Source organism: Tianweitania sediminis, from assembly GCF_017813335.1.
GTDB classification, from domain to species: domain Bacteria; phylum Pseudomonadota; class Alphaproteobacteria; order Rhizobiales; family Rhizobiaceae; genus Tianweitania; species Tianweitania sediminis.
Genome location: NZ_JAGIYY010000001.1, coordinates 298,675 through 318,427, shown reverse-complemented (window position 1 = coordinate 318,427; position 19,753 = coordinate 298,675). Strand labels below are relative to the sequence as shown.

Sequence of the window (19,753 nt, the reverse complement as noted above, 5' to 3'; positions counted from 1 at the left end):
GCAGCCGCGCAGTTCGTAGGTCAGGCTCTCACCGATTCTGATGTCGCACGCTAGACTTGCAGATGGCTTCGGGAAAGCGGGAGCAGCAATCCGTTGCTGATCCCTTTAACCGGTGAAATGAGCGGGCCTAGCGAAGGCTCGACATCATCAGAGCTTGCAGTATTCGGTCACGGGTTTGATCGTCCCGAATGCTTTCGCGACGTCATACCCGATACCGTCTTGAGCAGCCTGACCAACAAACGAGTTCACGACGCAATGGTTGTTGGAGGCTTCGATCCGCACAAGACCCTGCGGCGCATCGAACTCGACGGAAGGAAGCGCCGCAAGCACCGCATCATCCTCGAAGGAGCCGGCTTTCTCCGCGGCGAGGGCGTAAAGATGAAGGCCGTTGTAGCCCCCTTCGCCGATGCCATTGACCATCTTGTCCTGCCCAAACCGTTCGCGGAAGCCAGAGATAAAGGCTTTGTTGGCAGGGTTGTCGATGGACATCCAGTAGGGCTGGGGTGCGTAGGTACCGGCAGCGACACCGGGCGGAAGTGCGTCCTTGTTGAAGACTTCGTCGAGCGGTGCGATCAAGGGCTGCTGGATTTCGAAGCTGCGGTATTGCTTCATCTGGGTGACGGCGTCATTGCCGACCACCATAGACCAGACCACATCCGGCTTTTCCCCGTTGATGCGCTGGAAGGCTGGACCGAAGTCCTGCGTGCCGAAAGGGTAGAAGTCCGCTCCGACGACTTTTCCGCCATTCTTTTCCAGCGAAGCGCTGATCGCCTCTGTCATTTTGCGCGGCCAAGCGTAGTCCGAGCCCATGATGTAAACGGTCTTACCGAGGGTTTCCGTGATCCAGGGCGCCATGGGATCGACCTGCTGCATCGGGATCGGTCCCGTTGCCACGAAATACGGGCTGCATTCGCCGCCTTCGAAGTTGGTCGGGTAGAAGAACAGCTTTTTCGCCCGCGATGTCACCGACAGCGTCGCGCTGCGCTCGAGTGAGATGATGGTGCCCATGACGACATCGACCTTGTCCTGACCGATCAGCTTGCGAGCTTTGTCGATCGCGCCCTTGGTGGTCGTCTGGTTGTCTTCCACCACCAATTCGATCTGACGTCCCGCAATGCCGTTCTTGGCGTTCAGCTCATCCGCAGCCAGACGGTAGCAGTTGAGCAGGGTCTCACCGAGAATGGCCTGCAGACCCGTGATCGGAATGGACAGACCGATCTTCATGGTGTCGGCCGCCCGCAAGATGCCAGGCATGCCGATCCCGGCGCCGGCCATCGTCGCCAGAGCGCCCGCAGACTTCAGAACATTGCGTCGTGTGATCTCTTTCTTCATGTGCTTCCCTCTTTGCGATGCGGGCCTGGTCCCGCTTATAATGCCAGGAACTGTTTCAGCAGCACTTCGTCCTTCAAGTCTTCCGGCTGTATGGCGTGCACGATGCGGCCTTTGTCCATCACCAGGCAACGGGACGATGCAGACATGACGAGGTCCAGGTTCTGCTCCACCAGAAGAACGGCCAAACCTTGCTCGTCTGCCAGCCTTCGGACAAGCGTGCCGATCTCATGGACGATGCTGGGCTGAATGCCTTCCGCTGGCTCGTCAAGAAGAAGGATCTTGGGCTGTCCGCATAGGGCCCGGGCGATGGCGAGCATCTGCTGTTGCCCGCCAGAAAACGTGCCCGCGCGTTGGCCGGATCGTTCTTTCAGGATTGGGAAGTACTGAAAAACGCGCTGTCTTATGTCGGTGGTGTCGCTCCCGACTGCAGCGCGCGTACCCACTTCAAGGTTTTCCTCGACAGTGAGCATGCCGAAGATGCCGCGCCCTTGCGGAACATAAGCGATGCCTGCGCGCGCTCGCTGAAAGGCAGGTCGACGCGTGACATCAAGCCCACCAACCGAGATCTGTCCACTTTGGGCAGCCAATGCTCCCGACAATGTTCGCAGAAGCGTTGTTTTTCCCGCGCCGTTGCGGCCCAAGACCGACACGACTTCACCTTCGCCGACAGCGATATCCACCCCGTGCAGAACCGGCAGTGCGCCATAGCCTGAGCGAAGACCGGACGCGGTCAGCATCTAGCGTCTCCCGAGATAGACATCGCGAACGGCCTCATCGGCTTCGATTTCGGCGAACGGCCCTTGGCGAAAGAAGCGGCCCTGGTGAAGCACCAGCGTATCGGCCCCCAGCGCACGGACAAACGAAATGTCGTGTTCCACGGCGATCACAGCCAACTTCTTGTTCAGCCGATGGATGAGAGCTGCTGTGTCAGCGGTTTCCTGGGGCGTCATTCCAGCCGTCGGTTCATCCAGGAGCAACAGTGTCGGACTGGAGGCAATCGCCATGCCGATCTCCAGCCATTGCTTCTCGCCATGGGCCAGTTCGGCTCCTTGCACCGACCGGCGGTCCCTGAGGCCGATCATCTCAAGGAGTTCGTCTTCGGGCCATTCGGTTCGCGCGCTTCCCCAACGTGCGACCTGGAGGTTTTCCACCACCGTCAACGAGGAGAAGATCGACGGGATCTGGAACTTGCGAGCAATGCCAAGGCGCGCGATGCGATGAAGGGGCAAGCCGCCGATCGCTTGGCCCCGAAACGCGACAACACCTTCCGTTGGGCGAAGCACACCCGTCAAAACGTTGAGGAACGTGCTCTTGCCGGCGCCATTTGGACCGATGATCGCCGTTAAAGACCTTTCGCCGATTTCCAGGTCGATGTCGGAGAGAACTTGCAAGCCGCCAAAGCGCATGCCGATCTTCTCAGCGCGGAGGAATGATGAACTCACGCGGCACCTCTTCTAAACAAGGCGCGAATACGAGTGCCGATCGACAGCACGCCCTCGGGAAGCAGGAAAACGATGAGAACGAAGACACACCCGATGATCAACGGCCAAAGGCTCGGGTTGAAGCTTGAGATTTCTTGCTGAGCGCGCTGCACGAGGACCGCTCCGACAACCGGGCCGATCAGCGTGCCGCGACCTCCAACAGCGACCCAGACGATCACTTCGGTGGCAAGAAGCAGCCCGATCAGGTCGGGCGCCACGAGGCCCGCCATAGCAACGTAGAGCGCGCCTGCCAGCGCGGCGGTTGACGCAGAGATCACGAAGGTCATCGTCAGACGCAGAGCCGCATTGTGACCGAGCGCGGCGGCACGCATCTCGTTGTCGCTGATTGCTGTGAGGATGCGACCCCAGCGCCCCCGGGACAGTGCCCAAAGCCCGAGCAGCACAGTGGCAAGAAGTGCTACAACCGTGAAATAGCTTGCGACATCCCCCGACAGATCAAGGCCGCCGAACATGAGTGGCGGAATTCCGATGAGGCCAGTGTCCCCGCCGGTTACGCTGCTCCAGGATACGGCCACCTGCTGCGCGATAACGGACAGCGCAAGGGTGACGATCGTGAAATAGCTGCCGCGCACACCACCGAAGAAGAGGAAGTACCCCACCGCGCCCGCGAGCAGGCCCGCGCCGGTGATGCCTGCCAGCAGGCCAAGCAATGACGGCAGCGGAATGTCAGGCGTCATGCTGACCAGCGCCATGATATAGGCGCCGAGACCGAAGAACACCGAGTGACCGAAGCACAAGATGCCGGTGCGACCCCAGAAAAAGTCGAGGCTCGCCGCGAACAAGCCGAAGATCAGTGCATCTCTCAGAACGGTGAGATTGTAGCTGTCTACCCACGTGGGGAGCAGCGCAAGTAACAAAAGGCCGATGGCAAAAGCGATCAACCAGCTCGGATCTCTCATGAGAAGCGGCTCCCAACAGGCACGAAGCCATTGGGACGGAGGCGCACAAGAACGATTGCGGCCGTCAGAACAAGGGCCTGCGCCAGGGAAGGTGAGATCTGGTAGTTGAGGATGCTGGTGAAGCCGCCGACAAAGCTGCTCCCCGCCAGAAGTCCCGTGATGGATCCTGCTCCACCAACGATGACGACAAAGAAGGAGTTGGCGAGATAGTTGACGCCCATTTGGGGCAAGACCGTCGCGAGCGGAGAAACCAATGCTCCTGCGAGCCCCGCCACAGCCGCGCCAAACGCGAAGGCGACCGCGAAGGCTCGTCTCGTGTTGATGCCGACAGCTTCGGCCATCTCGCGGTTTTGGATAACAGTTCGGATATCCAGGCCGAAGCCTGTGCGCCGGAGCAAGAGGAGCACTGCCAGCAGTGTTGTCGCCGCGATGCTGATCAGGATCAGGCGGTAGGTGGGATAGGTAATCAGGCCCAGATCCGAAACGCCATCAACCGGCGGCACCACTGGTTTTGCGCCCAAGCCGAAGATGAGTTCGAGCGACTGCTGGAGGATGAGGCTGATCCCCCAGGTGGCCAGTATTGCTCCAACGGGGCGGTCATAAAGGTGGCGCAGGATCAACCATTCCAGGATGAAGCCTGCAGCCGCACCTGCCAGCGGTGCGACCATCAAGCCCAACCAGAATGAACCACCAAGGCTCTGGATGTAATAAACGCTGAAGGCGCCGATGGCGACGAACTCGCCATGTGCCAGGTTTGTGACGTTCATCAGGCCGAAGCTGATCGTCAGCCCAAGGCCCACAAGAGCCAGGATGCTGATCAAGGTCAGGGCGTTGAGCAGCGTCGTCGCGGCAACTTCCATGCTCAGCTCTTCGCCCGAAGCCTTGCTTGGAGTTGCGCCACGAGCGGCTCCGCTGCCGCAATTATGGCATCCTGGTGCGGCTGAAGCGCTTGCCACCCCCACTCGTCGATGTGTTCCGACATCGGATCAACAACGCTCGTGCGGATGCCGGACAGTGTCTCCATTACGGCGTGGCCGCAAAAAGGAACGTAGCCTTCGGAATACCCACCTTCGTGTGTCATCGACAGTCGCCCACCGCAAAGCTCGGCGGCAATGTCCATCATGCGTTGTGCAAGCCTGCGGTAACAGTCGCTGTTCAGCATCATGCGACCAAGAGGATCAAACCCCGCTCCGTCGAACCCCGATGTCACAACGATCATGTCGGGCTTGAAGGCGCGCAAAGCGGGAAGGATCACACGGTCAAATGCCGCCTCATAGGCACCTGTACCGCTGCCTGGCGGGAGCGGGATGTTCAGATTGAAACCCTCTCCCTTTCCTTTGCCGATGTCACGGATGGCGCCCCGCCCGACGGGGTAAAGGTTATCCTGGTGTATCGAGATTGTCAGCACGGACGGATCGTCCAAGAAGATGGACTCTGTGCCGTTGCCGTGATGCACGTCCCAATCCACAATGGCCACGCGGTCGAGTACACGCTCGGCCTGGAGACGGCGAATGGCAACGGGGGCGTTGCCGAACAAGCAATAGCCCATGGCTGTGTCCGGTTCGGCATGATGGCCCGGCGGCCGCACCAGCGCGTAAGCATTGTCCACTTTGCCGGCAGCCACGGCAGCCATGGCAGCCCAGCACCCGCCGGCGGAAAGAAGAGCAATCTCGAAGCTGCCGCGGCCGATTGGCGCCTGGGGCCCGGCATACATCCCGCCAACTTTGCTGAGTTCGATGATGGTGTCCACATGCTGGCTGGTGTGAGCGCGCTCGAGGTCTTCGCGCGTTACCGGCTGCGGGTCGATCGCTGTCAGTTCACGTGCAAGGCCGCTTACCTGAAGAAGGCCGTTCAGGCGCCGTTTGCTGGCTGGCGACTCGATGTGCAGGCCTGGTTCAACAAAGGGTCCAGGCGCCATCATCTGCGCGCTCGTGCCGGTATCATGCCAAAGATAATGCTCGTGGAAGACGTAGCCGGTTTTCAACGCTTCTCCCCCAAGACAACACGAGCAAACTAGCGCCTTATCGCTCATGTGATTGCGACAACTGACAGGAAGGTGAGGCTAGAATCCAAATCGCTCGTCCGCAAGGAGAAAACCTTACCAGGAGTAACTTGGTGATCACACTTGGCAGCAGGGAAGCTTGATAGAGCGCTACAGCTATGAAATAGAGGCAATTAGCTTGCGATTGTGATCACAATCGGTGGGTCTTCAGTGGATGCTGTCGAGAGGCTGAAAAATGGAGAAGGCTGCATTGGAAGCGGGCGCGCGCATGCTGTTGCCGCAGGCAACAGCCGCCTACGAGGTGAAGCGCCCAAAATCCGCAGCGTTTGCTTTGGCAGACAACGGTTTCTTCGATCGTGTTCCGATGTACTGGATGCTGGACTGGCCGACGCCCTTTCCGATGGTGGTTGCTGAGGCTACCGGTGCTCGGCTCACAGATGTCGATGGAAACACGGTGATAGATCTCTGCCTCGGAGACACAGGGGCAATGTTCGGACACGGCCCTGAGCCGGTTCTGCGAGCCCTGGGCAGAAGCGCGCTTCAAGGTTTGACGACGATGCTGCCGTCTCCCGACGTTGGAGTGGTGGGACGGCTGCTTGCAGAGCGCTTCGGCCTTTCCCGGTGGCAGGTTGCTGCCACGGCAAGTGACAGCAACCGCTTTGCGATACGTGCGGCGCGGGCGGTAACCGACCGGCGCAAGATCCTCGTTTTTGACGGTTGCTACCACGGTGCCGTGGACGAGACCCTTGTGGATCTGGTTGACGGTCGAACGCAGGCGCGCGGCTCTCTTCTTGGGCAGGCTGCCGAGCTGGGTGAAAGCACCGTGGCTGTGCCGTTCAACGACGAGGCTGCGCTCGAAGCCGCATTGGCGCATGGCGACATTGCGTGCGTCCTTGCCGAACCGGCTATGACGAATTGCGGCATGATCCTTCCCGCTCCCGGCTTCCACAAAGCGCTTCGGGCACTCTCGCGCCAGCATGGAACACTGTTGGTGATCGACGAAACGCACACGATTTCGACGGGGCTGGGGGGCTACTCCGCTGCGTATGGGTTGGAGCCAGACATTCTCGTCGTCGGCAAACCGATTGGCGGAGGCATTCCGGTGAGCGTGTGGGGAATGAGCGAAGAAGTCGCGCTTCGCTTCGATGATGCGCGCCGCGCGCGAAATGCGTCGGGACATTCCGGCATCGGCACGACCTTGTCCGGCAGTGCTTTGCAACTGGCTTGTTTGCGCGCCTGCCTCGAAGAGGTCATGACCGTCGAAGCCTACCGCGCGATGCACAGGTCTGCCGACATCGTTGAGGCTGGCCTCAGGTCTGCCATTGAGGACTGTGATCTCCCATGGCACGTGAGCCGGATCGGCGCTCGACTTGAAATCGTGTTCTCCGCCACGCCGCCCTCAAACGCCGAGCAGTCTCGGGAAGCGTCTTCCGAAGTCATCGAACACGCACTTCACCTTCTGCTTCTGGAGCGTGGCTTCCTGTTGACCCCATTCCACAACATGGTTCTTGTTTGCCCGGCACTGCAGGAAGCCGACGCGATCCGCTTCACGCGTGCGTATCGTGAGGTCTTGGGTGAACTCGTGCACGCGAGTCGCCGAACCTGATGGACGTCGCTAGGCAAACGCCTGAGGCCCGCGGAGAGGTCGCGTGATGGCAAGCAGGACTATTTTGATCGCGGGAGGCGCTGGCGGAATGGGACTGGCGACCGCTCTGCGCTTCGCTGCGGACGGAGACTGCATTGTGCTTGCGGACCTACCTGGCCAGCGGCTTGAAAAGGCCGGCGAGCGGGTGGCTCAAACCGGCGCGCGCGTGCAGACCATTCCACTCGACATCACAGTTGTGGAGCAATGCAGCCAGGTCGTCAAAGATGCCGCTGCTTTCGGAAATGGCATCGATGTCCTCATCAATGCGGCCGGCGTCTGGCTGGAAGGCCCGTCCCAGGACGTCGAAGAACAGGATTGGGACCACGTCCTGGACGTCAATCTGAAGGGCGCGTTCTTTCTCACCGCGGCGGCCATCCCGCACATGACAAATGGGGGAAGCTCGATCATCAACATCGCGTCCGATGCAGGGCTGGTTGGCAACAAGGGCGCCGCTGTTTATTGCGCGTCTAAAGGAGGGCTCGTCCTCTTGTCGAAGGCGCTGGCGCTGGAGCTCGCGCCGCGGGGAATAAGGGTCAACGCGATCTGTCCGGCAGATGTTCAAACGCCGATGATCGAGTTCCAGGCTGCGACCTATGGCGAAGGTGATCCTGAGGGTTACAAGAAGCGCCTCCTCAGCCATTATCCGCAGGCCTCATCGGCCCGCTTCATTGAAGCGGGCGAAATCGCGCAATTCATCCACTACCTGTGTCAGCCTGGCGCGGCACCGATCACCGGCGCCGCGCTTCCAATCGACTTTGGCCTTACCGCAGGCTACTGATCAGAGCCTCGGCGTCGAACGCCCTCCGAGGAGCCGATCATCAGTTCTGTTCCGTAGCCACCCAGCAATAAACAAGTTGAAAGGGGTGGATGCTCCAGGACCGAGTTCAGTTGCGAGGGAACCGGTCGCTGAAGCCAAAGGAGAGGCCGATTGCTGAAGTTCAACAAATCAGGCCATGCCGTAGTGACCGGTGCAGGGTCTCTCGAAGGAATAGGCTTCGCCATCGCACGCGCTCTGGGTGAAGCAGGCCTTCGACTTTCAATCGTCGGAGCAAGCGAGCGGATCCATCAAAGAGCCGAGGACTTGCGCCGCGATGGGATCAACGCTCGCGCCTTCGTGGCCGACTTGACGGTTGCTGCACAAGTGGAGGATTTGCGGAGCAAGACCGGTGAAGCAGACATCCTCGTCAACAACGCGGGAATGGGAAGCGCTGCAAATCCCGCGCTTCAAAGGACATTCCTTGAACTCGATGAAAAGGATTGGGATCGCGGCATCGACGTCAGCCTGAAAACTGCATTTCTGGTCACGCGCGCCTTTCTGCCTGGGATGGTCGATCATGGCCGAGGGCGAATCATCAACATCGCCTCGGTGACGGGTCCTTATGTCTCGAACATCGGCGAGAGCGCGTACTCTGCTGCAAAGGCGGGCATGGTGGGCATGACGAAAGCTCTGGCCCTAGAGGTCGCGATGCATGGCATCACGGTTAATGCGATAGCGCCGGGCTGGATCGCCACTGCGTCCTCCACCGCTTTGGAACTGGCGGCCGCGCGCAACACGCCGCCAGGACGAGCTGGAACGCCCGAGGAGGTAGCGGCAGCGGCGATCTTTCTTGCCTCGGACTCTGCAAGCTATGTCAATGGTGCAATCCTGGTGGTGGATGGAGGCAACATCCTGCAGGAACAAAAGAACAGCTGACGGGTCGCTTTTCTGAACCCACAAGGCGGGCTAGCGAAATCAACAGGTTTAGCTTTCCCAAGGGATCGTACGACGCAGGAGGTAAATACCGTCAAGAATATCTGCTTGTATCGCAACCTTAAGCGCTTCTGCGTCGCGCCGCCTGATCGCATCCAGAGCCATCTGATGTTTGTCGATGATCTCGGCTTCATCGACCACATCATAGATTGTTCGCATGAAGGGCCCAAACTGTACCCAGAGGCTTTCCAGCAGGAGCAACAAAACGCCTGCGCCGCCGGCGCGATAAAGCTCGAAATGAAAGCGGTAATTGCTCAGCATGTAAGTTGCAGCATCACCGGTGCGGTAGTTGGAGTTCATTTCTGCGTCGAGATCGATCATGCGCTGCAGCCGGGGGCCATCAACAAACGGAAGGGCCCGAGCGCCGCAGAGCGGCTCCAATGCCAGGCGCGCCTGCATCAACTCATCAAAGCGCGCTGGTGTTAAGCGTGGAACACACACGCGGCGGTTTGGCTGGACCTCAAGCGCATTTTCTGCCGACAAGCGCCGGATTGCATCCCGCGCAGGCATGATCCCCACCTTCAGCATGTCGCTGATCCCGCGCAGGCTGATACCCTTTCCCGGTTCCAGCTGACCGACAATCAACTTCTCACGCAGCATCTCGTAGACCATCTGGTGCTGCATGGGGCCACCACTCTGCGAAGGGATGGGATTCTCCCCCGGCAGTTCCTCCCCTCCTGGTTCTGAACTAATAAAGGGCAGTCGCATTCACTCCTGATTGTAACGCGCAGCTACTCTGCGGTGGATCCAAATCGCAAGCACCGTGGCGTGAGTGGGAACATCTTGGTTGCTGTGATCTCAAAGGGTACGTCAAGTCAATCCACGGGATGGACGACGATCTATGGCTTGTCCGTTGGACACGCCGCTTGGAAGATAAAGAGAAACCTCGGTTCGCGGGCACGAAGAAGCCTCGATGGGTAGAGCGAGCAAAAAACAAAGAAGCTTGTCCATCGGCCTCGCGCATGCGCGTACACGCGTTTCGAAGCAGCGTCGGGTCGCCTCCATAGCTCCTGATCGATAGCAGACCGCCAGCTTTAGTAGGCCACAGGGCACAGCTTGCGCCAACCAAGGCCAGCGCCGTGCAGCAAACCACCAACGCAATCTAGTCAAACCCCGTACAGCCGATGCGACGTGATCCAATCCACCAGCTGCTAAGTCGTGATGCGGGGGGCGCGTGTCCGAGTCACCGAGGGCGAGTAGCCTCGGAAAGTGGTCAGCCGGGTCAGCCGGTACTTGCTGCGCAAAGCCAAGATAACGCCACCACGCTGCATTGTCGGGGAACATGGTCGGCTCCTTCGGGTTTAGCCCGGAAGCCATCTGTTCGAGGACGACATGCTAGCAGCCAATTATCGCGGGCCGTACCGGGTGCGCGCTCAACAGAAGATCATGCCCTGCATTGAGCATCCACGCGATGCCGTGGTCCGGGTGACCCGCTCCTGCATCTGCGGTTCGGACCTGCACCTTTACCACGGAATGGTCCCGGACACGCGCGTCGGCACCACGTTCGGACACGAGTTCTGCGGGGTCGTGGAAGAGGTCGGGTCCGATGTGGAAAAGCTGAAGGTCGGGGACCATGTGATCGTCCCCTTCAACATCGCCTGCGGCCAATGCCACTTCTGCAAGCAGGGCCTGTTTGGCAACTGCCACGAGGCCAATCCCGAAGCGACGGCCGCCGGCGGCATCTTCGGATACTCGCACACCACGGGCGGGTTCGATGGCGGACAAGCGCAATATGCCCGCGTCCCTTATGCCGATGTCGGGCCGACCCTGATCCCCGACTGGATGCACCCTGACGACGCGGTGATGATGACGGATGTGGTGCCAACCGGGTACCAGGCCGCCGAAATGGGCGGCATCCAGAAGGGTGACACCGTTGTGGTGTTCGGCGCCGGTCCGGTCGGCATCATGGCCGCACGCTGCGCCTGGCTGTTTGGCGCCGGACGGGTGATCGTGATCGACCACGTCCATTACCGGCTTGATTTCGCGCGCCATTATTGCCCGGCGGAGGTCTATGATTTCCGTGACATCGAAGACATGGCCGTGTTCATCAAGAAGGAAACCGACTCGCTTGGCGCCGACGTGTGCATCGATGCCGTGGGCGGCGATGCAGCCGGCAACGCGCTTCACACGCTGTTCGGCACCAAGCTGAAGCTCGAAGCGGGTTCGGCCATTGCGCTTCATTGGGCGATCAACAGCGTCAAGAAGGGTGGCATCGTGTCCGTGGTTGGCGTTTACGGACCGACCGGCAACATGGTTCCGATGGGCAACGTCCTGAACAAGGGCATCACCATCCGCGCAAACCAGGCCTCCGTGAAGCGGCTGCTGCCGCGGCTGATCGAGCATGTGAGGGAAGGGCGGATCGATCCGAAGGCGCTGATCACCCACCGGGTGCCGCTCGAAGACATTTCGGATGCGTATCACATCTTCTCCGCCAAACTGGACGGCTGCATCAAGCCGGTTCTCTACCCCAACGGCCTGAGCTGACAAGGAGATCGCCAACAATGACAACGGTAGCTCGTCAGCAACGCATCGACCCCCAAACCGTGATCGGCTGGGGGGTCGACGCCGATCCTCGCAACGATCCGACTTATCCCATGCGCGACCGCTCAAAGGATGACGGACCCGGCATGAACTGGCAGCGGCCGCCGCTGCAAAGACCCAATGTCGAGATCCTTCGTTCGATTGAGCACAATCGCATGCCGGCCGTCATGGGAACTGGGCAGCCGCCGAGCGGCGTCAGCGGCTCGATGCGACGCGCCGCATTCGGCTACAGCGAATCCGACTGGCGGCATTGGCTGATGCTGATGGGAGCGGACCGGGTGAATGTCGTGGAAGGGGTGCTTGCGGATCTGTCCGCAGGGCACATCCCGAACATTCCCGGCGAAATGGGCGCCCGGGCCGAGTGGGAGCATAACCGCGCCGGCTTCGTGCGAAAGGCTGTGATCGTGGCAGGAGCGGCCCTGCTGGTGGCAGCGCTCGTGAAGGCCCGTCGGGATCAAAGACCGCCGCGGCTACGCTGACGACGTCCTCCCGATGCGATCGCCCTGGATTGCGCGCCGGTGGCTCTAGCTGACAGGAAACGCGTCCTCCAGCATGCGGCGGTTGATGTCGCTGGCCGCAATCGCCGCGCCGCCATAAGCAACGGCGATCTGGTTGAGGCCGCTGGCCACATCGCCAATGGCGTAAAGACCGTCCACGGATGTGCGCTGGTGCTCATCGATCAGGAGCGGCCCGTGGTCGGAGTGCGCGACGTTCAAAGGTGCGACGAGTTCGGTGCGGATGTCACAGCCAAGCGCGCAGTAAACGACGTCGAACAGCCGCGTTTCACCCGCCCCGCGAACGAGCACGCCACCGGTTTCGGCGCGAAGCTCTTCCATCTTGTCGATCAGCTTCACGCCGAGAGCTTGCGCATCATCGCGGAAGGTCACGGACAGATCCGCCGGATCGTGCGCAAGAAGCGTGATGTCGGCGCTGTAGCGTTGGAGAAAGCGCGCTTCCTTTAGCGCACTGGCGCCCGTGCCTATGATCCCCACCCTCTTGGCACGGGCTTCAAACGCGTCACAAACCGGGCAAAGCCGGATCGTCCCGGCAAGGATGAGATCCTGCACGTCAGGAAGGGCGGGGGCATGGTCCACAAGTCCCGTCGCAAGGATGACGTAGCGGCTGCGGGCGATGCCGCAGGACGTGGCGAGCGTGAATCCGGCTTCCGTTTTTTCCAGCGCCTGCACTTCGCCGGAAAGAACCGCCACGTCATAAGGCGAAACCTGCTCCCGAAGGGTCGCAAGCAACTCGTTGCCGTTGATGCCACCCGGCGTGCTTGGGTGATTATGGGTCCGAGGAATCAGCCGCGCGCGGCTTGCGCCTGCATCGAAAACAACCACGGAGCGGAGGAAACGCGCGAGATACAAGGCGGCCGTCAGGCCGGCCGGCCCTCCGCCCACGATGGCAACGTCAAACGCTGCGTTTTCGGGCAGGACATTTTCAGGGGAATGCGCTTGGCTGGACATGGTGCGGGACGGCGGGATGGTGCGTACTCGGCAAAAGGCGTCGGAATGGGGGTGAACGGAACGCGCCAGGCGCGTGACTAACCCCCTAACCCGAGCGGGAGAAGCAAGCGCTAACATAAGTTGGCTCTACGGAGATCCTGGTCGAGCGCCTCAGGCGCGGATCAAGGACGCACACCTCACCTGCTGCAGAAGCCATGTCTTCTGCAACACAGGTCCCCTGGCTGGTAGGGCTTTACGCGACCGCAGTTAGGAGGGGCTTTGTTCCGGTGCTTCTGCAAAGCAGTTCTTCGAAATCCCATGCTTCAAGGGGACGGGAAAACAGGTAACCCTGTGCTTCCTCGCAGCCCATTGCCAGAAGCAGATCGGCCGCTTCTTGCTGTTCCACGCCTTCCGCAACGACCCGGTACCCCATGTCACGAGACAGCGTCAGCATCGAGCGAACCAGCGCCACGGTCTTGGGATCTTTGGGAGAAAGGTCACGGATGAAGGATCGATCGATCTTCAGAACCGTGGCAGGAAGCCTTTGGAGATACGCGAGGCTGCTGTAACCGGTGCCGAAATCGTCGATCGCGAGTGCAAATCCCTGATCGCGAAGCCCGTTGAGTGTGTCCATGGTTTGGCGCGTGTTTGCCATGAACGCACTCTCGGTGATTTCCAGTTCCACCAGCTCCGGCGCAATGTCGTGCCGCTGCAAGGCATGCCCGGCACTTTCGACAAAATCGCTTTCCTCGAGATTGGCTGCCGATACGTTGAGCGAAAGCCGGCAATCCAGCCCCGACCGCGTCCATGCGCCAAGCTGCCTCAGTGCGGTGTCCATCACCCAAGCCGTGGCTTGTTTGGCCAGGGCAGTTTTTTCGATGATCGGGATGAATTCAGCTGGCGAAATGTCCCCCATCTGGGGATGGCGCCAGCGGAGCAAGGCTTCGGCGCCGATAATCCTTCCGGAGCCGAGTTCGATCCGAGGCTGAAACACCAGCCGGACCTGGTCTTCCTGCCTCAAGGCATAGCTGAAGTCGTTCAACAAGGCGAAGCTGCGCTTGTAGACGCTGTCACTCGAGGCTGAATAAACACTCACCGAAAGGCCTGCCGTACGAGCATCCTGAACGGCACCGTTCGCGCATCTCAAGACATCGACAGCCGATATCGCGCCCAAGGTGAAAGGAGCCGCGCCGACCACGGGTGTCACCACGAACTGCTTGCGGGTTTGTTCCTTGAAGCGTTCCACCAGCGCTGGCAGATGAGCAAGGAAAGCGGCATTGTCGACGCCACGGCGAACGAGTACGGCGAACTGGGTAGCGGCGACGTGGTAGGCGGTCTGCCCGTCATCCAGCATGGCCCGGATCAGGCGCGCCCTGTCTTGCACCATCTCGTCGATATAGGAGGGTCCCATGACCCGCATGCCCTGATCGAGTTCATCGGCGCGAAGAAGATCGAGCAAGACTGCGATCCGGTCCTCGCCAGGATGATCGCGTTCCAGATCGCCCACATCGTCCAGGAATTGCGTGCGATTCGGAAGACCGCTCAAGGGGTCGATGCGTCCGAAGGCGTGCTGAAGTTCTATCTGCGACATCACGATCTGCGCGAGATCGTTCAGAGCTGCCAGCTCGTGTTCGGTCACTGTTCTGGGTTCTGTACCGAGAACACAAAGAGCGCCAAGGCCAAACCCTTCACGGGTAACGAGCGGCGCACCCGCGTAAAAGCGAACACCTTGGCTGGCGAGGACGCTGTTGCGGTAGCAGGGATCATCGAGCAGATCGGGCACGACAAGGAGCTCGTTGGACTCCGCCACGGCCCCGCAGGGTGCTTTTTCCCTCGGAATTGACGTGTGTTCCACGCCCACTCTGCTTTTGAACCATTGCCGGTCACGATCGGTCAGCGACACTGCGGCAATGGGGAGGCCGAAAAGTTGCGCGGCCATCCGGGTGACTCGGTCAAACGCCTCGTTGGGCGAGGTGTCAAGCAGGTTCAACTGGTATAGCGCGTCCAGGCGAGCGTCTTCGTCGATTTCGATCATGGTTCCGGCTCTGTCATCCGGATCGAACCACAACCTCCCTAAGAAACCAGTAAGATAACCTTCAAAACTTGCAGAATACCTAGTCGCAGCCGCTTTATGTTGCAGCGCACGACAGCGTCAGCTTAGCACGCCTGGCTGGGAGGATCAGTACAGCGTGGCCTTGTAGCGCTCGGCAAGGTTTTGATCGATTTCCGCGGCCGACTCTTCCAACCGGATCTGGTCCTTCAGCATGGCGCCAAACGAAGGAAAACTGCTGCGCTCGATAAAGGTCGAGGGGTTCCAAAGGCCCGAGCGCATGAAGGCCTTGGCGCAATGCAGGTAAACCTCTTCAACCGTGACAACCATGACGCTGATCGGAAGCCGTCCGTCATATTCGAACATCTGCAGCAGTTCGGGGTCGGTGCGGATTTCCGCCCGGCCATTGATGCGCAGCGTTTCGTCCATGCCGGGGATCAGGAAGATCAGCCCGACATTTGGGTTTGTGAGTAGGTTCTCGTAGGTGTCGAGACGGTTGTTGCCGGGACGATCCGGAATGGCGATGGTGCGGTCGTCCAGCGCCCGAACAAAGCCCGGCTGGTCGCCCTTGGGGCTGACATCGGCACGCCCGCCTTCTGCGCAGGAGCCAATCATGACGAACGGGCAGCGCTGGAGAAAGGCATGCGCATGCTTGTCGAGCCGCGACATCTGCTTCAGCACGGCACGCTCAAGAGGAGCCTTGTAAACGCTGCGCAACTCTTCTGCGGTTTTGATCACGCTCATAATCTGGATTCCCGTTCGTGGTCCTCAGGATGAGGCTTCGGTCCCGCACCACTCGGCAATAAACAAGGCCATGGCGCCGGTGATGCGTTTCACGGAAGACAGGCTGACGCATTCATCGAAGCCATGGACGTTCCGCGAGACCGGGCCGTAGCACAGCGATGGCATCTTGTCGTAAAGGGCATAAACCCGCGTATCGAGATAACCCAGTGTCGTGAAGCTCTTGAGCGGCGAGCCGACGGCAGCCAGATGCGCCTCACCCAAGACGGCTTCCGCTTCTGAGCCCGGCTCCACCGTGTAGCCTTCGGTATGAAAGCCGTTGAACGTTACCGTGGGTGGGCTGTTTGCGAGGTAGGTATCGCTCGACGCAAAGGCTGCCACGCAGTCCTGGATTTCCTTTGCGGCCGTTGCTGCATCAACGCCTGGATAGATGGAAATGCGGCAATCCACGCGGCACCAGGCTGGCACGGACGAAGCCCAATCGCCGCCGGTAATCTTTCCGATGTTGAGGTTGATCGGGTGGGCCAGGTCCTCGAAGTAGCGATGCTCGGCTTTGCGCGCGTTCCAGCGCTCTTCCAACTCCCTGAGCGCCGCCACCACGCGATAAGCGGCGTCGATCGCATTGGTGCCTGTATCCATTTCGCGCACGTGCACGGGAAGGCCCTTGACCTCGACCTGGAACCACAGGACGCCGGTATTGGCGCGCACCAGCATTTCGTCTTCCGGCTCCGGGATCAGCACGGCGTCGGCCTTGTAGCCGCGCAAATGCGTCATCAGGGCGCCATTGCCTGTTGATTCTTCTTCCACCACGGACTGCACGTAAAGCGTGGAAGCGGGCTGCAGGCCCAGCCGATTCAGGGCATCGAGCGCAAAAATGTTGGCCGCAGCTCCCGCCTTCATGTCGGCCGACCCGCGGCCAAACAGCCAATCGCCGCGGATCACCGGATCGAAGGCGCCTTGCATCCACATGTCCGCGGGACCCGCTGGAACCACGTCCAGATGCGACTGGAGGATCAAGGAACGACCTTTTTCCTCGCGTGGATGATGAATGCCAACCACGATGGGGGCGTTGGAATGCTCGTCCGTCCAGGGCGATCCGCCGGGATGTTGCGCGATCGCATCGCGGTCCATCTTGAACCGGTCCATCGTATAGCCGCGCGCACTCAGTGCCTTGAACAGAAAGTCCTGGATGGCGTGTTCTGATCCGCGCGTTGAGGGGAAGCGGACCAGGTCCTGCGTGAAAGCAACTTGTGCGTCAAAACCTTCGGCCACAGAAGAAAGGATGGCTTCACGCAGCTGGGAATCGAGCTTGGGCATAGGTAGCATCCGCCTGGCGCAGAGGGAGAGGTGGCGAAGCAAGAAGAACGCCCTGGCCGAAGTAGGACACGGCGGGGAAGGCTCGTCAATACGTTATGCAAGGTGTCGGGCTAGTTTTTGATCAGCTGCGAAAAATGATTAAATCTCGTGCGTTTAGGTATTGAGCTCGGCCGGTCGGGAGGTTAGCCTTTTTCAACTGCGGGGAACAAGGCCGGTGGATGCAACGCAACTTTCTTGAAACCGACCGCGTCACGGTCGCCTTTGGCGGCATCGTTGCCTTGAAAGATGTCAGCCTGTCCGTGGTGCAGGGGAAAACCACAGCGATCCTTGGTCCGAACGGCGCAGGCAAAACAACGCTCTTCAATGCCGTGGCTGGCGCAGTGCGCCCAACCAGCGGGAAGGTCTACTTCCAGGGCGCCGACATCACCAACGCTTCGCCCAGCCGGCGCTGCCACGCTGGGATCGCCCGCACCTTCCAGATCACTCAGCCTTTCGGCGGCTTGTCTGTCCGCGAGAACGTCATGGTGGCGCTTGCTGCCCGCGGCGTGACGATGAAGGAAGCGCGTGCCGAAGCCTCCACCTACATCGACTTTGTCGGGCTCAACGCCAAGGCGGAAGACCCCGCAAGGATCCTGAGCACCGGACAGCGCAAGCGCCTCGAGCTGGCGCGCGCCCTGTCGACCCACCCGAAGCTGCTTCTTCTGGACGAGGTGACGGGGGGCGTGGATCGGCCGAGCATTCCCGAGCTTCTCGATGTGATCCGGCGCCTGCGCGAAGAGCGCGGCATCACGATTGTCGTGGTGGAACACAACATGGAAGTGCTTCTGGGTCTTGCCGACAATGCCTTCTTCCTCAACCGCGGCGAGGTGGTGGTAACGGGCAGCGTGGAAGAGGTCGCCGACCACGAGGCCGTCCGCCGCATCTACCTTGGAGATGCCGATGTTGCGGCTTGAGGGGGTGAACGTCCATTACGGCGCGACGCGCGTTCTTTGGGACGTGGCCATGGAAGTGGGCGCCGGTGAAATTGTCGCCATCATGGGGCCGAACGGCTCCGGAAAAAGCACGGTCTTGAAGGCCGCCATGGGGCTGAAGAAGCCGTCTTCAGGCGTCGTCAGCCTCGACAACGAGGAACTTCAGAACAAGTCCGCCACCCTGCGTCCCAAGCGCGGCATGAGCATCGTTCTGGAACGGCGGCGTTTGTTTCCGCGCATGAGCGTGGAAGAAAACGTAATGCTCGGCGCTTACACCCGCAAACCCTCGGAAGCGCGGGAAACCTTCCGCTGGGTGCTGGACCTCCTGCCGGAGATCAAGCCGCACCTCAACGCAACGGCCGGCAAGCTGAGCGGCGGCCAACAGCAGATGGTGGCGATCGCGCGCGGCTTGATGGCCAATCCCCGCGTGCTGCTGATGGACGAGCCGTTTCTCGGGCTGTCACCCGCGATGGTGAAAACAGTGTGCTCGATCATGCAGATGATCAACGAGCGTGGCGTCGCGATCCTGTTCAACGAGCAGAATGCAAAATTGTCATTTTCCATGAGTCACCGTGGCTATCTGCTGGAAAGCGGCCGTGTGGTTCTGAGCGGTTCGGGCGAGGAAATGCTGGATCATCCCGAGGTCCGGCGCGTGTATCTCGGCATTCGGGAGACAGCCGCGTGAGCGCGACGCAGTTCATCGAACTCATCATCAATGGCCTGATCACCGGGTCGATCTATGCTCTCGTCGGATCCGGCATCGCGCTGGTCTACGGCACGACCCGCGTGCTCAACTTCGCCCATGGCGAACTGATGATGCTGGCCGGCTACGGCGTGCTTCTTTTCGCCGTGACCCTGGGCTGGCCGGTGCTTCTTGCAGCCCTGGCGACCATCCTGATCGTGATGCTCCTTGGTGCCGTGATCCAGCGGGTGACGATTGCGCCCTTGTTGAAGCGCGAAGACTGGGCGTTCAACGTCGTGGCCGCCACGATCGGCCTGTCCATCTTCCTGCAAAGTGCGGCGCAGCTGATCTGGGGCGAGCAGTTCCAGGGCGTTCCGTATTTCTTCAACGGTGTCGCGGTGATCGGCGAAGTGCGCATGCCATGGCAGCGGATCGCCATCTTCCTTGTTGCACTGGGTGTTATGGGGCTGTGTGCGCTGGTTCTTTATCGCACAAGGCTCGGCCGCATCATTCGCGCTACCGCGCAGGATGCGGAAGCGGCGCTGGCGGTGGGGATTCCCTCCGGCCTGGTGCACACGGCGGTTTTCGCGATTTCCGCCGCGCTGGCAGGCACGGGCGCGATCCTCCTGTCGCCGCTGGTCACCGTCAGCCCCTGGATGGGCGCGTCCTATCTGCTCAAGGGCTTCGCCGTGGTGATCCTTGGCGGGCTTGGCAGCTTCGGTGGCGCGGTGGCTGCGGGCTTCCTGCTCGGCTTGATCGAGTCGTTCAGCGTGGCCTTTGTGTCCACCGAATGGAGCAACGTTGTGGCGTTTCTTTTCCTGATCGCCGTGATCTGGGCCCGACCGGAAGGGCTTTTCGCCGGACGTGGCGCATAAG

At 60.5% G+C, this 19,753-nt stretch carries 19 protein-coding genes; 8 read left to right on the top strand and 11 right to left on the bottom strand.

What is annotated here, in order from left to right:
- Window positions 1-147: 147 nt before the first annotated feature.
- Genes J5Y06_RS01490 through J5Y06_RS01465 form a run of 6 tightly spaced genes read right to left on the bottom strand, consistent with a single transcriptional unit; the run spans window position 148 to window position 5,717 of the window.
- A complete protein-coding gene (locus J5Y06_RS01490; protein WP_209333340.1) occupies window positions 148-1,332 on the bottom strand; it encodes a substrate-binding protein in 1,185 nt (394 codons plus the stop codon).
- A 35-nt stretch (window positions 1,333-1,367) separates the two neighbouring features.
- The gene (locus tag J5Y06_RS01485; protein ID WP_209333339.1) at window positions 1,368-2,069 is read right to left on the bottom strand and encodes an ABC transporter ATP-binding protein; all 702 of its coding nucleotides are present in this window, start codon (window positions 2,067-2,069) and stop codon (window positions 1,368-1,370) included.
- Window positions 2,070-2,774 carry an ATP-binding cassette domain-containing protein gene (locus J5Y06_RS01480; protein WP_209333338.1) on the bottom strand — a complete coding sequence of 235 codons (705 nt, stop codon included), beginning with the start codon at window positions 2,772-2,774 and terminating at the stop codon, window positions 2,070-2,072. It lies immediately after the preceding gene.
- Window positions 2,771-3,733, bottom strand: a complete 963-nt coding sequence (locus tag J5Y06_RS01475) for a branched-chain amino acid ABC transporter permease (RefSeq protein ID WP_209333337.1) — start codon at window positions 3,731-3,733, stop codon at window positions 2,771-2,773. Before J5Y06_RS01475 ends, J5Y06_RS01480 begins: the two co-directional genes overlap by 4 nt.
- A complete protein-coding gene (locus J5Y06_RS01470; protein ID WP_209333336.1) occupies window positions 3,730-4,593 on the bottom strand; it encodes an ABC transporter permease subunit in 864 nt (287 codons plus the stop codon). Before J5Y06_RS01470 ends, J5Y06_RS01475 begins: the two co-directional genes overlap by 4 nt.
- A 2-nt stretch (window positions 4,594-4,595) precedes the next feature.
- Window positions 4,596-5,717 (bottom strand): class II histone deacetylase, encoded by a 1,122-nt coding sequence (locus J5Y06_RS01465; protein WP_209333335.1) that lies wholly within the window; start codon window positions 5,715-5,717, stop codon window positions 4,596-4,598.
- A 253-nt stretch (window positions 5,718-5,970) separates the two neighbouring features.
- Here J5Y06_RS01465 and J5Y06_RS01460 point away from each other — a divergent pair, with 253 nt between their 5' ends.
- The 3 genes from J5Y06_RS01460 to J5Y06_RS01450 all read left to right on the top strand — a co-directional run bounded on the left by J5Y06_RS01460 (window position 5,971) and on the right by J5Y06_RS01450 (window position 9,073).
- Window positions 5,971-7,341, top strand: a complete 1,371-nt coding sequence (locus J5Y06_RS01460; RefSeq protein WP_209333334.1) for a transaminase — start codon at window positions 5,971-5,973, stop codon at window positions 7,339-7,341.
- A 46-nt stretch (window positions 7,342-7,387) separates the two neighbouring features.
- Window positions 7,388-8,158 carry an SDR family NAD(P)-dependent oxidoreductase gene (locus tag J5Y06_RS01455; RefSeq protein ID WP_209333333.1) on the top strand — a complete coding sequence of 257 codons (771 nt, stop codon included), beginning with the start codon at window positions 7,388-7,390 and terminating at the stop codon, window positions 8,156-8,158.
- A 150-nt stretch (window positions 8,159-8,308) separates the two neighbouring features.
- Complete coding sequence (locus J5Y06_RS01450; RefSeq protein ID WP_245247514.1) at window positions 8,309-9,073, top strand: SDR family oxidoreductase; 765 nt, start codon at window positions 8,309-8,311, stop codon at window positions 9,071-9,073.
- A gap of 48 nt (window positions 9,074-9,121) precedes the next feature.
- On the opposite strand, the gene J5Y06_RS01445 is transcribed toward J5Y06_RS01450, so the two are convergent.
- A complete protein-coding gene (locus tag J5Y06_RS01445; protein WP_209333332.1) occupies window positions 9,122-9,754 on the bottom strand; it encodes a GntR family transcriptional regulator in 633 nt (210 codons plus the stop codon).
- Window positions 9,755-10,462: 708 nt separating this feature from the next.
- On the opposite strand from J5Y06_RS01445, the gene J5Y06_RS01440 reads away from it, so the two are divergent.
- Both J5Y06_RS01440 and J5Y06_RS01435 read left to right on the top strand, forming a co-directional pair.
- Window positions 10,463-11,614 carry a zinc-dependent alcohol dehydrogenase gene (locus J5Y06_RS01440; RefSeq protein ID WP_209333331.1) on the top strand — a complete coding sequence of 384 codons (1,152 nt, stop codon included), beginning with the start codon at window positions 10,463-10,465 and terminating at the stop codon, window positions 11,612-11,614.
- Window positions 11,615-11,631: 17 nt separating this feature from the next.
- Window positions 11,632-12,150: a hypothetical protein gene (locus tag J5Y06_RS01435; protein WP_209333330.1), complete on the top strand. Its 519-nt coding sequence runs from the start codon at window positions 11,632-11,634 to the stop codon at window positions 12,148-12,150.
- Window positions 12,151-12,195: 45 nt separating this feature from the next.
- Here J5Y06_RS01435 and J5Y06_RS01430 read toward each other — a convergent pair whose 3' ends face one another.
- The 4 genes from J5Y06_RS01430 to J5Y06_RS01415 form a co-directional block, all read right to left on the bottom strand.
- Window positions 12,196-13,137, bottom strand: coding sequence for an NAD(P)/FAD-dependent oxidoreductase (locus J5Y06_RS01430; protein ID WP_209333329.1), 942 nt, complete (start codon window positions 13,135-13,137; stop codon window positions 12,196-12,198).
- 232 nt (window positions 13,138-13,369) lie between these two features.
- Window positions 13,370-15,151 (bottom strand): putative bifunctional diguanylate cyclase/phosphodiesterase, encoded by a 1,782-nt coding sequence (locus J5Y06_RS01425; protein ID WP_209333328.1) that lies wholly within the window; start codon window positions 15,149-15,151, stop codon window positions 13,370-13,372.
- A 144-nt stretch (window positions 15,152-15,295) separates the two neighbouring features.
- Window positions 15,296-15,910 (bottom strand): pyridoxamine 5'-phosphate oxidase family protein, encoded by a 615-nt coding sequence (locus J5Y06_RS01420; protein ID WP_209333327.1) that lies wholly within the window; start codon window positions 15,908-15,910, stop codon window positions 15,296-15,298.
- Window positions 15,911-15,934: 24 nt separating this feature from the next.
- Complete coding sequence (locus J5Y06_RS01415) at window positions 15,935-17,224, bottom strand: ArgE/DapE family deacylase (RefSeq protein ID WP_209333326.1); 1,290 nt, start codon at window positions 17,222-17,224, stop codon at window positions 15,935-15,937.
- 218 nt (window positions 17,225-17,442) lie between these two features.
- Between J5Y06_RS01415 and J5Y06_RS01410 the strand changes: the two genes are divergently transcribed.
- From J5Y06_RS01410 to J5Y06_RS01400, 3 genes are read left to right on the top strand one after another with little or no spacing between them, the layout of a single operon-like run.
- Window positions 17,443-18,177, top strand: coding sequence for an ABC transporter ATP-binding protein (locus tag J5Y06_RS01410; RefSeq protein WP_209333325.1), 735 nt, complete (start codon window positions 17,443-17,445; stop codon window positions 18,175-18,177).
- Window positions 18,164-18,880 carry an ABC transporter ATP-binding protein gene (locus J5Y06_RS01405; protein ID WP_209333324.1) on the top strand — a complete coding sequence of 239 codons (717 nt, stop codon included), beginning with the start codon at window positions 18,164-18,166 and terminating at the stop codon, window positions 18,878-18,880. Before J5Y06_RS01410 ends, J5Y06_RS01405 begins: the two co-directional genes overlap by 14 nt.
- Complete coding sequence (locus J5Y06_RS01400) at window positions 18,877-19,752, top strand: branched-chain amino acid ABC transporter permease (protein ID WP_209333323.1); 876 nt, start codon at window positions 18,877-18,879, stop codon at window positions 19,750-19,752. The genes J5Y06_RS01405 and J5Y06_RS01400 overlap by 4 nt, the downstream gene beginning before the upstream one ends.
- Window position 19,753 lies beyond the last annotated feature (1 nt).